Source organism: Streptomyces sp. NWU339, from assembly GCF_003143855.1.
GTDB lineage: Bacteria > Actinomycetota > Actinomycetes > Streptomycetales > Streptomycetaceae > Streptomyces.
Genome location: NZ_QFRK01000019.1, coordinates 92160 through 106760 on the forward strand (window position 1 = coordinate 92160; position 14601 = coordinate 106760).

A 14601-nucleotide genomic window follows, 5' to 3' on the forward strand; every position below is an offset into this window, starting at 1 on the left:
CTAAGCAGAGACGAAAGGCCGTGAGGGTATGAGTGGTTCACAAAAGCGGTCGGCGGCATACGGCCCGGTCCACGGTCTGTTGCCGGCGGATACTACAGAAGATGTACGGAATCGAGGCGCCGACGTCTCACGGCAGATCGCGGTCCTTCCCGTCGGGAGTTTCGAGCAGCACGGCCCGTTCCTGCCGCTGGTGACCGACACCCTGGTGGCGTGTGCCGTCGCGAGGGAGATCGCCGACACGTACCCGGTGCATCTCCTCCCTCCGGTGACGATCTCGTGCTCGCACGAGCACGCGGCCTGGCCGGGAACCGTCTCCATCTCCTCCGTGACCCTTCACGCGGTGGTACGGGACATCGCCGACTCGCTGCGCCGGTCCGGCGTGGACACCCTGGTGCTGGTCAACGGACACGGCGGGAACTACGTACTCGGCAACGTCGTCCAGGAATCCTCCGCCCGCGGCGAGCGCATGTCGCTGTTCCCGGCGCCGGAGGACTGGGAGGCCGCGCGCCGGCACGCCGGCGTGGTCACCTCGCTGCTCACCGACATGCACGCGGGGGAAATCGAGACCTCCATCCTTCTGCACACTCACCCCGAATTGCTCCGTACCGGTTATGAGACCTCCGACCACGTCGCCGACGACCGGCGCCAGTTGCTCACGCTGGGAATGACCGCCTATACCGATTCCGGTGTCATAGGACGCCCTTCACTGGGCTCCGCGGAAAAGGGCAAAGAGCTCCTGGCGAGCCTCGTGGATTCCTTCGGCGCGTATTTCTCGATGCTCACCTCCGGCAGCACCGCGACGGAGGCGGCGACCCCGGCCGGTTCGGCGGGCGCCACCGGTTCGGCCGACGCGGTGAGCGACGGCGCATAGGCCGTGTCCTCCTGGGCGCGCCGGGCGGCGGTGGCCACCGTCCGCCGCCCGGCGCGCAGTTCCGCGTACCAGCGGACGACGAGCACGATCACTCCGGGCAGGCTCGCCACGAGGCTGAGCACCCCGTAGACCACGGCGACGGCCAGTCCCCGGCCCGCGCCCAGTCCCGCGGCGCCGAACGCCCAGGCGGCGACGCCCTCCCGGGGGCCCCAGCCGCCGACGTTCAGCGGCAGCGCCATGGCGAGCAGCGCCAGTACGCCCAGCGGCAGCAGCTCGGTCACCGCCGCGCCGACTCCGGCGACGCGAGCGGCGAGGACGAACATCGCCAGGTATCCGGCGAGCACGACGAGGGAGGAGAGCAGCACACCCGGACCGTTGCGCCGGGACAGCAGCCCCTCGCGGGCCTCGGCGAGTACCGGCCGCGGCGCCCGGCCCCGGCGTGACGACGCCGACCGGTTCATCCGCAGGGCGAGGACGACGGCACAGGCCCCGAGTGCGGCGAGGCCCACGAGCGGGACGGCCTGCCGCATGTCGTCCCGGACCGGCGACGGCATGGTCAGCAGCATCACGGCCCCGGCGGCGAACAGCGCCAGCTGTCCCGCGGCCCGCTCCAGCACCACGGACCGCACCCCGCGGCCCAGGTCACCGGTGCTCTGCCCGTGCCGCACCGCGCGGTGGACGTCGCCGAGGACGCCACCGGGCAGGGCCGCGTTCAGGAACAGGGCACGGTAGTAGTCGGCGACGGCCGGAGCGAGCGGCAGCCGGATTCTCAGGCCCCGGGCCACCAGGGCCCAGCGCCAGGCGCTGAACACCGTGGTCACCAACCCGATCCCGAGCGCCGCCAGCACGGAGAGCCCGTCGATCCGGCGCAGCCCGTCGAGGAGGACACCGGTGCCCAGGCGCCACAGCAGCACGGCGAGGATGAGGACACCGGCGGCGCTGCCGAGGCGGGTGCGCACGGTGGGGGTGTTGAGCCGGACGAGGAGAGCGCGCGGGGCGCTGCCGGGGCGCGGTACCGGGGTGTCCAGGACCGGTGTTTCCACCGTCCGGGCACTCACGCGGCGGCGCCCGACGGCCGGCACAGGGCGAGCAGGTCGCTGTGGTGGACGACGACCCGCAGCTCGCCCGCCGCGCAGGCCTCCAGGCGCTCGGTCAGGTAACGGCCCGCGGGCTCCGCCAGTTCGGGGCGCTCCTCGACCGCCGCGCCGACCCAGCCCCGCAGCCACTGCGCGGTCAGTTCGGCCTGCTCGGGGCCGAGCCGCCAGGGGCTCGGGTCGAGCCGTACGGTCGCACCGCGTTCGGCGAAGGCCTCCGCGGCGACGGTGGCCGCGTCCGGGCCGAGCAGTCCGTCCCGGCGCTGGTGGGCGTTGAACGCCTCGGTGATCTCCTGGTCCAGCGGGTGCGGCGCGGTCAGTTCGACGCGTCCGGCCACCGAGAGCGTGAGCAGGGCCGGGCAGCCGGCTCCGGCGCAGGCGGCGGCAAGGGCGTCGACGTCCGCGCGGGTGAGGACGTCGAGCAGTGCGGACGCCGTCACCAGGGAGGCGCCCGCCAGTGCCTCCGGGGTGAGCCGGGCGACGTCGCCACGCCGGGTCTCCACGCTGACGCGGCTGCCGTCGGCGGCGGACCGCGGTGAGGCGACGGCAGCGAAGTGGAGGAGGTAGGGGTCCCGGTCGTGCAGGATCCAGTGCTGGGCACCGTCCAGCCGGGGCGCGAGCCAGCGGCCCATGGAGCCGGTGCCGCAGCCGATGTCGTGGACGATGAAACCGCCGGCCCGCTGCGGCAGGTTGGCGAGCCGGATGCGCAGCGGGTCGAGCAGGTCGTGGGCGCGTGCGTAGGCGTCTGCGGGCTCACGCAGTTGGAGCCACTCGGGCGCGTACCGGGCGGGTTCATCGGTGTCGGCGGTGGCGGCCTCCCGCAGCCGGAGGGTGTCCCGCTCCCCGGGACGGAGCGCGGGGCCGGCCCCGGGGATGACGGACTGCCGGGCGGCGGGACCGGCCGGTCCGGCCGGTGCCGTCGGCTGCGCCGCCTGGACCGTCTGCGTGGTTGGCGAGCTGGTCATGCGGCCCTCCGGGGTTCGGTCGGAAGCCGGCGCAGTACCGCCGCCAGGCTCTGTGCGGTGCTCGCCCAGCCGCCGAGCGCGGCACGTCGGCCGCGCGCGGCCGCCTTCAACCGGCGGCGGACGTCCGCCTCGCCGAACCAGCCGCGGAGTTCGACGGCGATGGCGGCGGGGTTCTCCGGCGGTACGAGGATGCCGGGCACCCCGCCGTCGGGGGCGCGGCCGACCGCCTCGGGCAGACCGCCGACATCGGTGGCCAGCACCGGAATGCCACGCGCCAGCGCCTCGGTGACCGCCATGCCGTACGTCTCGGCGTACGAGGTGAGGACCATCAGGTCGGCGGCGGCGTAACTGGCGTCGAGTTCGGCGCCGGATTTCGGTCCCGCCAGCTCCAGCCGGTCCTGGAGGCCGTACTCGCCGATCAGGGACCGCAGATGGGCGACGTACTCGGGGTCATGGCCGAGTCCGCCGACCAGCGAGCAGCTCCACGGCAGGTCGGACACCGCCGCCAGCGCCTCGACCAGCCGGTGCTGGCCCTTGCGCGGGGTGAGGGCGGCGACGCACAGCAGCCGGGAGACGCCGTCGGTGCCGGAGGCGAGGGGCGCGATGTCGGCGCCGGGAGCGGCGACATGGACCCGGTCGGGTGCGAGCCCGTGGTGGGAGACGAGACGGCGTACCGCCCAGTCGCTGGTGCCGATGACGGCCGGCACCGCGCGCAGCACCGTACGCTCACGGGCGTCCAGATCGGCGGCGACCGCCGGGTCGAGCCCGGTCTCGTCGCCGAGCGGGAGGTGGACGAGGACGGCCATCCGCAGCCGTTCCGCCTCCGGGACGATGATCTCGGGGACCCCGCAGGCGACCAGTCCGTCCAGCAGGACGACGGCGCCGTCGGGCAGTTCGCGCAGGGTGCGGGCGAGCGCGGTGCGGGCGGCGGCGTCCGGGCGGGGCCAGTCACCGGCCACGGCGTGCCGCTGCACCTCCCAGCCGAAGCCGGGCAGGTCCAGACAGACGCGCCGGTCGTAGGCGTTGCCACCACTCGGTGCGGCCGGGTCGTCGACGCCACCCGGCATCAGGAAGTGCACGGAGCGCAGGGACATGGGGATGATCCCTCCGTTCCCCGGGAAGGAGGCCTGCTGGGGAACGTAGTCCAGGCGGGCCCGCTGGGTAGCCGTGTCGGTCACGGTGGCGGTGGCGTCGTTCACAGCTCACGCTCGTAACTCGCCCAGGCTATGTGCGATTCGTGCAGGGTGATCGTGAGTCCCGCGATGCCCTTGGCGTTCTCACCCAGCGCGCCCTTGTGGATGCGCTCGGCAAGCCGGTCGGCGATGATCTTGGCCAGGAACTCCGTGGAGGTGTTGATCCCCGCGAAGTCGGGTTCGTTGTCGAGGTTGCGGTAGTTCAGCTCGCCGACGACGGCCCCGAGTTCCTGCGTCGCGAGGCCGATGTCGACGACGATGTTGTCCTCGTCCAACTGTTCGCGCCGGAATGTGGCGTCCACGAGGAACGTGGCCCCGTGCAGGCGCTGGGCCGGTCCGAAGACCTCGCCATGGAAGCTGTGGGCGATCATGATGTGATCGCGGACGGTGATGCTGAACAACGGACGACCCTCCAGGTGCGGCGCGTCTGCCCCCCGGCCGATCGCCGCCGGGGATGCCGTGTAGTACGGCCGTCCGCCGTTCGGCGTTCAGCCCCCGGTCCGTCTTTTCTCAGGTCAGCGATCCAGGGCGGCTTCGCCGCCCGCCGTGGGGCGGGCAAATCGAAGGCGCCGGGCCCTTGGTGACCTTGGAACCGATCTATTTGCGCGTCAGGCGGTGGCCCTCCGATCAGGGCGTGGTCCGGCCGTAGCGGACGAGGTGACACAGGGCCGGGATCTCGCCGGAGGCGAGGCGGGGCATGACGCCGGGCAGCTCCTCGAACGCGGACTCGCCGGTGATCAGCGCGTCGAGCGCGGGGTCGGCCAGCAGGTCGAGGGCGAGGGCGAGCCGGTCGGCGTAACTGCGGCCGGGGCGGGCCGGGGAGACCGTGCCGACCTGGCTGCTGCGGATGACGAGCCGCCGGGAGTGGAAGGCCTCGCCCAGCGGGAGGCTCACCTTCCGGTCGCCGTACCAGCTCAGTTCGATCACCGTGCCCTCGGCGCCGAGCAGTTCGAGCGCCCGGGTGAGCCCCTGCTCGGTGGCGCTGGCGTGCACGACCAGGTCGCAGTCGCCCAGGGCGTCCCCGGGCAGCGCGAATCCGACGCCGAGGGCCTCGGCGGTCTCGGCGCGCACGGGGTCGGCGTCGACGAGCTGGACGCGTACGCCGGGGAAACGGGCCAGCAGCGCGGCCACCGAGCTGCCGACCATGCCGCCGCCGACGACGGCGATCCGGTCGCCGATCAACGGCGCCGCGTCCCACAGGGCGTTGACGGCGGTCTCCACGGTGCCGGCCAGCACGGCCCGGCCGGCGGGCACGTCGTCGGGCACGGGTGTCACGGCGCTCGCCGGGACGACGTAACGGGTCTGGTGCGGGTAGAGGCAGAAGACCGTGCGCCCGACGAGTGCCGCAGGCCCCTCCTCCACCACGCCCACGTTGAGGTAGCCGTACTTCACCGGCCCCGGGAAGTCGCCCTCCTGGAACGGCGCGCGCATCGCCGTGTACTGGCTCTCGGGCACCCCGCCGCGGAAGACGAGGGTCTCCGTACCGCGGCTCACCCCGGAGTACAGCGAGCGCACCAGCACCTCGTCCTCACCGGGGGCGGGCAGGGCGATCTCGCGGATCTCACCCCGCCCGGGCGAGTCGAGCCAGAACGCATGAGCGGTGCGGTTCATCGAATTCCTCCTGAACGAACGGCGAGTCGCACCCGTACCGAGTGGTGCACAGGCCGCGCACAAGGTAGCGGCGTTGATCGACTCTGTCACACGGCCGGAGGGTGTTCGGTGGCCCTGAACAACAGTTACGACGCGAGGCTCGTACAGCAGGAGACCGCCGTGGGGGCGGGCATACAGGTCCTGCTGCTGGCGCTTCTCGGTACGGCGATCGGCATGGGCCCGGCGGGCTGGCTGACCGGCCTCGCGTTCACGATCGCCACCTGGGCGGTGCTCTCCCGGGCCCTGCACCGGTCCCGCCTGCGCTCGTTCGGCCCGGCCAACCGGGTCACGCTCGGCCGGGCGATCCTGGTGGGCGGGGTGACCGCGCTGGTCGCCGACTCCTTCCAGGACACTCCGCCCGTCTCACTCCTCGTCGGACTGACCGCCGTGGCCCTCGTCCTCGACGGGGTGGACGGCAAGGTGGCGCGCAGGACCGGCACGTCGACCGCGCTGGGCGCCCGTTTCGACATGGAGGTCGACGCGTTCCTCATCCTGGTGCTCAGCGTGTACGTGTCGATGGCGATGGGCCCCTGGGTGCTGCTGATCGGCGGTATGCGGTACGTCTTCGTCGCCGCGGCCCGGGTGTGGCCATGGCTGAACGCCGCCCTCCCGCCGAGCACGGCCCGCAAGACGGTGGCCGCGCTGCAGGGCGTCCTCCTGCTGGTGGCGGGCGCGGACCTGCTGCCGCACCCGGTCAACGTCGGGGTGGTGGCGCTGGCCCTGGGCCTGCTGCTGTGGTCGTTCGGCCGCGACGTCCTGTGGCTGTGGCACACCTCCCGGCTGCGGCCCGCCTCCCGCACCGAACAGCCGGTGCGCGAACTCGTCGCGGGCTGATACCCCCTCGACCCGTAAGCATGAAGTGGCGCCGACACGCCCCGAAGTGTTTGACACCATCCCAGCCCCCCTCTAAATCTACCGACATGACATTCGTTTTCAAGACGGTGGAGTGCCGATGAGGATCGCGTTCGTCGGCAAGGGCGGCAGCGGCAAGACGACGATGTCCGCCCTCTTCTCCCGTCACTTGGCGAGCACCGGCGCCCCGGTCCTCGCTATCGACGGCGACATCAACCAGCACCTGGCCGAGGCCCTCGCCCCCGCCGAGGACACCCCGACGACGCCCCCTCCCCTGGGCCCGCGCCTGCACGACGTCAAGGCCTACCTGCGCGGCACCAATCCCCGCATCACCTCCACCGAATCAATGATCAAGACGACCCCGCCCGGCCGCGGCTCACGCCTCCTGCGTCTGCTGGGCGACGACGAACTGCACACGCGGCACGTCGTCCGGGCCGGCGGCGTCCCGCTGATGGCGACGGGTCAGTTCGACGACAGTGACCTGGGGGTGGCCTGCTACCACTCCAAGCTGGGCGCGGTGGAGCTGTACCTGGGCCACCTGGTCGACGGCCCCGGCGAATACGTGGTGGTCGACATGACCGCGGGCGCCGACGCCTTCGCCTCCGGCCTGTTCACCCGCTTCGACCTCACCTTCCTGGTCGCCGAACCCACCCGCAAGGGCGTCTCCGTCTACCGCCAGTACCGGGACCACGCCCGCGAGTTCGGCATCCGCATCGCGGTCATCGGCAACAAGGTGACCTGCGAGGACGACCTCCTCTTCCTCAAGAACCAGGTGGGCGACGACCTCCTGACCCACCTCGTGCACTCCGACTGGGTACGGGCGGCGGAACAGGGCAGGGCAGCACCGGCCGGTCCCGACTCCGCGGACGCCTCGGACCCCCTGAGCACGCTGGAACCCCACAACCGCCACGCCCTGACGGTCATGCGCGAGGCCGTGGACTCCCACCCCCGCGACTGGGACCGCCTCCACCGCCACGCCGTGGAGTTCCACCTCCGCAACGCCCGCTCCTGGGCCGACGCCCGCACCGGCGAGGACCTGTCGGCCCAGGTGGACCCGGACTTCGTCCCCGGCCCCGAAGCCCTCCTGCCCTGACCCTGGCCCTGCCCGGCTACTCGATGCCGGTCGAATCGAGCAGCCGGACCAGGTCCTTGCGCCCGTACCCGAGCAGCCGGGCACGGTGGGTGCCCATCAGCAACAGGTGTGCGGCGATCACCGCCGCACACCCGTCCCTGTCGTCACCGAGCCACTCCTGCGGCTTCTCGACACCCAGACTGTTCAGCACCAGCCCGTGCTCGCGCCGGACTTGGGCGACGGTCCCGGCGACCGCGTCCAGCAGCGTCTTCCCCGGCCGCTCGCACTCCAGCGCAAAACACCCCCAGTCCACCGGCACACAGCCGTCCGGCGGCCGCTCCCGCAGCCTCGCATACCGCTCGTCCCCGAACCCGGCCACACCGAACTCCTCGTGCACCAGGGAGAACCGATGGAACCCCGCCGGAACCGGCGGCGGTGGCGGCGTGTACTGCCACCCCGCGTCCTCGTACAACAGCCTCTTCACCTCCTCCTCGTCGGCATGCGTCACGGTGAACCCACTGGCGTCGTTGCGCCCGGTGGTCGTGCCGTCAGGGTGGCGATGAAAGTGGAGACCCATGTGTACCCCCGTGGTCTGCGATGAGAACGACGAGAAGCCCTCGTCACGGGATCAAACGGACCGCGGTCGCCACCCGTGCCCGTCCTCGGCAGCATCACCCGATCGCGTGAGCACGAGGTACGAGCTGACGGCAGGGCGACGGGCCCTTCGCACACGGGTGGGACGACGCGTTCCAGAGGCACCGACGAAAGGCTCCGGCCAGTCGATTCGCATGCCGCACGAAGCCCGCTTCCCGCGCTGAAGGTGATCGTTCCCCGCCGAGTGACGTCGGAAGGCTGTGTGTGCTGTGCCGTACGGCGACAGTGCTGTGGTGGTTGCGTCAGTCGGCCTGTGCTTGGGCGACGACGCTGGTGGCGAACTGCTCCGCCTTCCCGCCCCGGGACCGGACCAGCAGGCGCAGGGGCTGCGGCAGGCGGTGGGGCAGGTCGGCGGGAGCCGTCACCAGCCAGCGTGTGTGCAGCGTCTTTCCCGCCCGGAGGGTGGTGGGGTGGATCGTGCGCTGGGGAAGGGCTTTCCAGGTGTCGGGGACGAGCAGTTGGGGGCTGACGACTGCGCTGGTCGTCGCCGTGACGGTGGTGGTGACCTTCACGGTCCTGCCCGGCTCCACGGGGACGAGGCCGTTCGGTGGTGTCTCGATGGTGAGGGTGAGCCGGGGATCTTCCGTCCGCCATGACTGCCAGGCGGCGACTCCCACCGCGCCGCCCGAGGTGCGTGTGGCGATGAGTCTGAGGGCGGTGGTGGTGACGGCCCTCTCCAGGAGGATGCGGTTGAGGGTCCCCGGCCGGGGGGTTCGCGGGGTGCGGTGCTGGCCGGGCAGGGGATGCCATCCGCCGTCCCGGCCGAGGTGGTGGAGTTCGTAGGAGTCGGGGGTGCGGACTCCGCCGCCGTCGTCGTAGAAGGAGATGCGCAGGTCCGACACGGGGGTGGGGACGCCGAAGTCCACGGCGAGCCAGTCGCCGGCGTGGGGGCTGCCGTAGTTGGTCCACCGCGACGACGGCGTGTCCAGGTGGAGGTCCTGTCCGTCGATGGCCTTGGCCGGGCTGTCGAGGGGAAACGTGTACGAGGCCCGCGCGAGGGGGTAGCCCTTCTGCTCGACGTTTGCCAGGTCGTCGACCTCGCGGGGCAGGGTGTGCTGCCTGGTCCTGCCGATGGGGAGCGTCACCGGCTCCAGGTCGGCCTGCCGGTGGATGCGCCGGCCGTCCAGCCAGACGCTCAGGCCGGCTCCGTGTCCGTAGTGCCGGCCGCTGCGGTCGAAGAGCACGCTGAGGTTGTGGCCGTGGTAGGGGAGGTTCTCCACGGCGAAGTGATCCCATGCGCGCGGTACCAGTGGCGCCAGGGCGACGGTGGCGTCGGGCCGGGAGCGGATCCCGAGCAGCCCCGACAGGACCAGGTCGTTGAAGGTGGAGTGGTTGTAGTCCTCACTGTGCCCGCGGCCGTCGTAGATCCAGCGGTCCTCGTCGGGGTGGTGCGCCTCGGCGACATACGGCTTGCCGTCCTTGCGATGGGTCAGGGCGTAGGCGCGGAGCACGGCGTAGTAGTCGGCGCGGTCGACGTGGGGCTGGGCGGGGTAGTCGATGAGGAGGTTGGCCAGGGCGGTGAGCGTCTGGCTGGTGGCGAACGGCCAGCTCGGACCGTTCCAGCGACAGCAGCCTTCGAGTGCCTGGTACATGAACCACGGGCTGCGCCGCTCGACCGTGGTGGGACCGAAGGGCGCGGAGAACCCCTCGGGATCGCGCAGTTGGGCCCATGCCGCAGCGTTGCCCGCCGGCGCCATGTGGAAGTACCACGGCAGGAAGCCGATCTGCTCGCGGTCGGCGATCCTGCGCCGCTCGGGGTTCCCGTCACGCATGACGTGCTTGTAGAACTGGTCCTCCTCGTCCCACAGCAGGCGCTCCTGCTGCACCTGCAGGGCACGGGCCCGCTCGTCGTAGCGGTCGGCCTTCGCCTCGTCGCCCCGGTGGCCGCGGCGTCGCAGGAGCGCGGCTATCGCCTTGGCGTCGCCGTACTGGTAGGCGTTGAGAGTGGGGCGGAACCCCTCACCACCGTGGTAGGGGTCGTCGCTCTGGTAGGAGCTCGCGGTGTACTCCATCGCGTCCCACACCGGTGTCTGCCAGTAGAGGCCGACTTCGTCGTCGAACTGCGGAGCCCATCGCCTCCACTGGCGCTCCAGCTCGTCGAGCAGACCCAGGGCGTGCTCCCATCTGCCGTCGGTCGACGCCCGGGCCACGACGGCGTCCGCGATCCAGAAGGAGTACTGGTGCGCCCAGTCGGTGGTGTTCTTGTTGAGGAAGTCCGTGGCCGGTTTGGGTCCTGAGCCGCTGCCGCGCAGCCAGTAGCCGATGTAGTCGTCGAGGTAGCGGTGGTCGCGCAGCCAGCGCGCCTCGCGGATGTGGTGAGCGGCGGCGGCGTTGATCCCGCCGTGCGGCGCGGAGTAGCCGACCGGACCCAGGAACTCCGAGAGGATCCAGCTTTCCCGGGGCCCGGTGTACTTCAGGGCATGCTTGATCACGCGCCACCGGTAGTAGTAGGTGTCCCGGATGGCGGCGTCGGGCAGGTCGACGAAGGGGATGTTCGCCTCGTACCACTCGACCTCCGGCAGGTCTCCCAGCAGTGAGCGGTGGTCCAGGAAGGCTGTTCCGGGGCCCACCGCCGGATACGACGGGGACGCGACCGACCGCTCGCCAACTGCGGGCGCCTCGCCCGGAGGGCCGCCCGGTGCACTGCCCGGGGAGCTGCCCGGTGCACTCACGCGTGCGGCCGCGCCGGGCGGCACCGCACCGCTCAAGGCCACCGCGCCCAGGGCCGCTGCGCCGCTGTGGAGAAGCCGCCGACGATCGAGGGCCATGCGAGTGCTCCTTCTGCGAGAACGAGTCGACAGGGCTGCCCGAGCGTCTGACGGACCGTTCCTGACAGCGTTGTCCGCCAGAGGTTCTCGACTCAGAGTGCCATGGGTCGGGGTCCCGGCTGAAGAGTATGTGCAACGTTGGAAAAAACTGGCCGGTACCCGGCCGGTGCCCTCACCGGGCAACCCCACGGCTTGGGCACCGGGCTGCTGCAGTACGCCCTCGACACGGTGCCGGCCGAACAGGGGCCCGCCGGGCAAGTCGCGGCCCTCGGCGCGGCGGACCTCGCTTCGCCGACGGGGGTGGACCGCCGGACGACTCCGGCGGTCCACCCCGTTTCCCTTGTCGCCTCACTCGGCGGACCTGGCGCCGGCTCAGCACGGGACGAAACCGCCGCCGTTCGTGAGGTTTCCGTCGTACACCCAGCCCTGGGCCCCGGTGGCACGGACCGTCACATAGGTCCATGTGTTGCCGACCTCGTTCACCGGTAGCGCCAGTCCTGGAAGGTGGCGGGTGGCAGCGAGTCGATGAGGACGTCGCGGATGACCCCGTCACCGAGTGCGGTGGTCATGCCGAGAGCGACCCACGCCGACCACATCCAGCCGTGCGGTGCGCACGGCCGTCGGCGCTCCGTTGAGTCCGAAGGCGAAGGCGCCGTTCAGGTCGAGGGCGGCCAACGGCGGCAGTTCGGAAGCCAATCCCGGCCTGCATACACGCCGGGATCACCACAGAATCGCATTTCCGGCACAGGTAAAAGCAAAGTGTCACAATCAGGAAGTGATCGGGGATACGCATCGGCGCGCATGCCATGGAGGGGTCATGACCGCTACCACCTCGTGCGAAACCGTCGTACTGGTAGCTGAGCGGAGCTGGGACGGGCTGGCCGAGACACCGTCCGGCCACACCGAGATCGCGGTCCGCGGCGGGCGTATCACCGAGGTCGGCGACCATGTGGAGCGAGGCGCGGGACAGGTGGTCGAGCTCGGTGAGCGCATGCTGCTCCCCGGCTTCATCGACTGCCACATCCACACCACGATGGACCCTTCCGCCCTGCTCACCGCGTTCGCCGCCGACCCGGCCACGGTCATCGCCCTACGAGCCCTGCCGGTGCTGCGCGATCTGCTTGACCGCGGGTTCACCACGGTGCGTGACCTGGCCACCTTCGCCGACCAACCGATCACGCTCTACCTGCGCGATGCCCTCGCCCAGGGCCTGGTCACCGGACCGCGCATGCTCGTGGCCCCGCACCTGATCTCGGCCCGCGGCGCACACGGGGACCTCTCCACGCTGCTCGCCCCCGAGTACGGCCGCGAGATCGGTGTACTCGCCGATGGGCCCGCCGCCGTCACCCGAGCCGTGCGCGAGGAGATCCGCGCCGGCGCGGACTGGATCAAGTTCGGTGCCACCGGCGGGTTCGGCACCCCCACCGACGATCCCGGGCAGGCCACCTACTCCCAGGCCGAGATGGACTCGCTGGTGGCCACCGCCGCCGACCTGGGCGTGCCGTGCACCCCGCACGCCTACGGCGACGAGGGCGTCGCCCGCGCCGTACGGGCCGGGGTGCGGTCCATCGAGCACGGCAACCTCGCCTCGGCCGAGACACTGTCCCTCATGCAGCAGCAAGGGGTGTTCCTCGTCCCCACCCAGTTCATGGTCGTCGACGCGCTCGATCACCTCGGCGACGATGACTACTGGCAGGGCAAGGCCCCCGCCGAGCGGGAGAAGTTCCACCGCTACGCCGACCAACTCCGTGACAGCGCCCGCAACGTCGCCGCCAGCGACGTGCGCATCGCCTTCGGCACCGACGCCGGCATGTTCCCCCACCGCCGGAACGGGAACGAGTTCCCCGCCATGGTGGAGAGTGGCATCACCCCGCTACGGGTGCTGCGCGCCGCCACCAGTACCGCCGCCGACCTGCTGCAACGGCCCGACCTGGGCCGCATCCGGTCCGGCGCCACCGCAGACCTGATCGCCCTGCCCGGCAACCCCTTCGACGACATCAACGCCACCACCGGCGTCGACTTCGTCATGCACGACGGCACTCTCCACCGCGGGGCCGTCCCGGCATGAGGCGCCAGAACCCGGGAGGGCGGGGAGTGTCTGACTTGTCGAATCGACCGCAGGCGCTCGGTCTGCAGCCGTGGCGTCCAGGGTGCCGGTCGGCACGGGCTCGTGTGGTGTCCTGCCGCCCTGCGGGCCGGCTCATGATCAGCGTGCCGCCGCCGTCCGGCACGGGCGCGTCCCCGACCGGGACTTCCACGTCCGGCTGACCGCCGAGGCGGACCGCGGGCGGCTGCGCCTGGAGGTCACCGACCGCCGCTCCGGGCCCGGCAAGACCGTGTGGGCGTCCGTGAGCGTGATCCGCCCTTCAGCGAAATGACCCCGCCGAGCGCGCGGCCCGCAGCGGCCTGGAACCCAACTCACCCACAGGTACCGGCCATGCCGCTCAGTCCGACGGCTGCTTATCCTTGTGGCCATGACTGCTCAGCCTCCGAAGCCCTCTCCGCGCCCTGCTCCACCGGGAGAGCTCCGCGCCTCTCACGACGACCGGGAAGCAGTGGTGGAGCAGCTGCGCGATGCGGCAGCCGAGGGGCGAATCGACCTCGATGAGCTGGATTCGCGCCTGGAGCAGGCGCTGAAGTCCAAGACTTACGCCGAGTTGGCCGTCCTGACCGCCGACTTGCCGAGGATGAATTCCGCTGAGAACCTGCCGCCGCTGGTGCTCAAGGGCGGCATGTACGGCGCGTCTCGAGGCCCCGGGCGCTGGGAGGTTCCCGGGCGCGTGATCGCTCACGGAGGCTTGGGGGGTGTGAAGGTCGACTTCACCCGGGTCGAGTGCCGCCTCACGGAGGTCGCGGTGGAGGCGTACGGGGAGACAGCCGGTGTCACGATCGTCATCCCCGAGGGCTGGGCCGCAGACACCAGCGGCATGGATCCCGGCATCGGCGGCCTGAGGGACAAGACCACTCCCGACCGGCTTCCGGGAACTCCGCTGATCCGGCTCACCGGGTCCGGCGGCATGGCGGGAGTGGTCATCCGCCACCCCAACCTCTGGGAACGGCGCAAGCTGCACAGCAATCCGACGCCGGACTAGGTGCTGCATCAAGCAACGTTCGCCCTGTTGTCGGCTGACGGTGTCAGCTCGTGCTGAGTGGCGCGGTTTTCTCAACGTCGAGCTGGTGGTCGGCCCAGACGTAGCTTTCGGGCAGCAAGTCGGTGATCAGGACGGTTCGGATGCGGTCGCCCTCGCCGACGATGACCTTCAGGGCAGGGAAGTAGTCGAGAAGGACCTGGCGGCACCGGCCACACGGGGGGACAACCCCCCGGTCGCGGGCGCCCACGGCGACGATGGTGTCCAGCTCGTAGGCGCCCTGGGCGGCTGCCGCGCCGATGAGGACCAACTCGGCGCAGGGTCCTCCGGTGAGGTGGTAGGCGTTCCCCGCGGTGACGAGCCGGCCGTCCCGGGCGCGGGGTGCGGCTGCCA

14 protein-coding genes and 1 pseudogene are annotated in these 14601 nt (G+C 71.5%); 6 read left to right on the plus strand and 9 right to left on the minus strand.

Annotated elements, in window-relative coordinates; translation table 11 throughout:
• Positions 1 to 28 precede the first annotated feature (28 nt).
• Positions 29 to 787 (plus strand): annotated as a pseudogene (locus DIZ27_RS22605) (creatininase family protein); the annotation flags it as partial.
• Here DIZ27_RS22605 and DIZ27_RS47285 read toward each other — a convergent pair.
• The 5 genes from DIZ27_RS47285 to DIZ27_RS22630 all read right to left on the minus strand — a co-directional run bounded on the left by DIZ27_RS47285 (position 673) and on the right by DIZ27_RS22630 (position 5734).
• Positions 673 to 1929: a lysylphosphatidylglycerol synthase transmembrane domain-containing protein gene (locus DIZ27_RS47285; protein WP_375231995.1), complete on the minus strand. Its 1257-nt coding sequence runs from the start codon at positions 1927 to 1929 to the stop codon at positions 673 to 675. The pseudogene DIZ27_RS22605 and the gene DIZ27_RS47285 sit on opposite strands and share 115 nt — an antisense overlap.
• Positions 1926 to 2930 (minus strand): class I SAM-dependent methyltransferase, encoded by a 1005-nt coding sequence (locus tag DIZ27_RS22615; protein ID WP_109380267.1) that lies wholly within the window; start codon positions 2928 to 2930, stop codon positions 1926 to 1928. Before DIZ27_RS22615 ends, DIZ27_RS47285 begins: the two co-directional genes overlap by 4 nt.
• Complete coding sequence (locus tag DIZ27_RS22620) at positions 2927 to 4108, minus strand: glycosyltransferase family 4 protein (RefSeq protein WP_109380285.1); 1182 nt, start codon at positions 4106 to 4108, stop codon at positions 2927 to 2929. The genes DIZ27_RS22615 and DIZ27_RS22620 overlap by 4 nt, the downstream gene beginning before the upstream one ends.
• A gap of 17 nt (positions 4109 to 4125) precedes the next feature.
• The gene (locus DIZ27_RS22625; protein WP_109380268.1) at positions 4126 to 4524 is read right to left on the minus strand and encodes a 6-carboxytetrahydropterin synthase; all 399 of its coding nucleotides are present in this window, start codon (positions 4522 to 4524) and stop codon (positions 4126 to 4128) included.
• 226 nt (positions 4525 to 4750) lie between these two features.
• Complete coding sequence (locus DIZ27_RS22630) at positions 4751 to 5734, minus strand: zinc-binding alcohol dehydrogenase (RefSeq protein WP_109380269.1); 984 nt, start codon at positions 5732 to 5734, stop codon at positions 4751 to 4753.
• Positions 5735 to 5842: 108 nt separating this feature from the next.
• On the opposite strand from DIZ27_RS22630, the gene DIZ27_RS22635 reads away from it, so the two are divergent.
• On the plus strand, positions 5843 to 6607 hold the full coding sequence (locus tag DIZ27_RS22635) for a CDP-alcohol phosphatidyltransferase family protein (RefSeq protein WP_109380270.1): 765 nt from the start codon (positions 5843 to 5845) through the stop codon (positions 6605 to 6607).
• 118 nt (positions 6608 to 6725) lie between these two features.
• The gene (locus tag DIZ27_RS22640; RefSeq protein ID WP_109380271.1) at positions 6726 to 7718 is read left to right on the plus strand and encodes an ATP-binding protein; all 993 of its coding nucleotides are present in this window, start codon (positions 6726 to 6728) and stop codon (positions 7716 to 7718) included.
• Positions 7719 to 7734: 16 nt separating this feature from the next.
• Here the strand turns inward: DIZ27_RS22640 and DIZ27_RS22645 are convergent, their stop codons facing one another.
• The 3 genes from DIZ27_RS22645 to DIZ27_RS47290 all read right to left on the minus strand — a co-directional run bounded on the left by DIZ27_RS22645 (position 7735) and on the right by DIZ27_RS47290 (position 11688).
• A complete protein-coding gene (locus DIZ27_RS22645) occupies positions 7735 to 8274 on the minus strand; it encodes a hypothetical protein (protein ID WP_109380272.1) in 540 nt (179 codons plus the stop codon).
• 319 nt (positions 8275 to 8593) lie between these two features.
• The gene (locus DIZ27_RS22650; protein WP_109380273.1) at positions 8594 to 11119 is read right to left on the minus strand and encodes a discoidin domain-containing protein; all 2526 of its coding nucleotides are present in this window, start codon (positions 11117 to 11119) and stop codon (positions 8594 to 8596) included.
• A gap of 479 nt (positions 11120 to 11598) precedes the next feature.
• Positions 11599 to 11688, minus strand: a complete 90-nt coding sequence (locus DIZ27_RS47290; protein WP_258308507.1) for a TRIC cation channel family protein — start codon at positions 11686 to 11688, stop codon at positions 11599 to 11601.
• Between the two features lie 248 nt (positions 11689 to 11936).
• On the opposite strand from DIZ27_RS47290, the gene DIZ27_RS22665 reads away from it, so the two are divergent.
• From DIZ27_RS22665 to DIZ27_RS22675, 3 genes are all read left to right on the plus strand, one after another.
• Positions 11937 to 13187, plus strand: a complete 1251-nt coding sequence (locus DIZ27_RS22665) for an amidohydrolase family protein (protein WP_109380275.1) — start codon at positions 11937 to 11939, stop codon at positions 13185 to 13187.
• A gap of 70 nt (positions 13188 to 13257) precedes the next feature.
• Complete coding sequence (locus DIZ27_RS45855; protein WP_181383644.1) at positions 13258 to 13497, plus strand: hypothetical protein; 240 nt, start codon at positions 13258 to 13260, stop codon at positions 13495 to 13497.
• Positions 13498 to 13593: 96 nt separating this feature from the next.
• The gene (locus tag DIZ27_RS22675) at positions 13594 to 14211 is read left to right on the plus strand and encodes a DUF1707 domain-containing protein (RefSeq protein ID WP_109380276.1); all 618 of its coding nucleotides are present in this window, start codon (positions 13594 to 13596) and stop codon (positions 14209 to 14211) included.
• Positions 14212 to 14254: 43 nt separating this feature from the next.
• Here DIZ27_RS22675 and DIZ27_RS22680 read toward each other — a convergent pair.
• The coding region (locus tag DIZ27_RS22680) for a cytidine deaminase (protein WP_109380277.1) at positions 14255 to 14601 on the minus strand (347 nt) is incomplete at its 5' end.

What these genes read in the sequence shown, in the direction of transcription:
- DIZ27_RS22665 (WP_109380275.1), top strand. Translation starts at nt 11,937, where the DNA reads ATGACCGCTACCACCTCGTGCGAAACCGTCGTACTGGTAGCTGAGCGG.
- DIZ27_RS22650 (WP_109380273.1), bottom strand. Translation starts at nt 11,119, where the DNA reads ATGGCCCTCGATCGTCGGCGGCTTCTCCACAGCGGCGCAGCGGCCCTG.
- DIZ27_RS47290 (WP_258308507.1), bottom strand. Translation starts at nt 11,688, where the DNA reads ATGACCACCGCACTCGGTGACGGGGTCATCCGCGACGTCCTCATCGAC.
- DIZ27_RS22640 (WP_109380271.1), top strand. Translation starts at nt 6,726, where the DNA reads ATGAGGATCGCGTTCGTCGGCAAGGGCGGCAGCGGCAAGACGACGATG.
- DIZ27_RS22675 (WP_109380276.1), top strand. Translation starts at nt 13,594, where the DNA reads ATGACTGCTCAGCCTCCGAAGCCCTCTCCGCGCCCTGCTCCACCGGGA.
- DIZ27_RS22645 (WP_109380272.1), bottom strand. Translation starts at nt 8,274, where the DNA reads ATGGGTCTCCACTTTCATCGCCACCCTGACGGCACGACCACCGGGCGC.
- DIZ27_RS22630 (WP_109380269.1), bottom strand. Translation starts at nt 5,734, where the DNA reads ATGAACCGCACCGCTCATGCGTTCTGGCTCGACTCGCCCGGGCGGGGT.
- DIZ27_RS22615 (WP_109380267.1), bottom strand. Translation starts at nt 2,930, where the DNA reads ATGACCAGCTCGCCAACCACGCAGACGGTCCAGGCGGCGCAGCCGACG.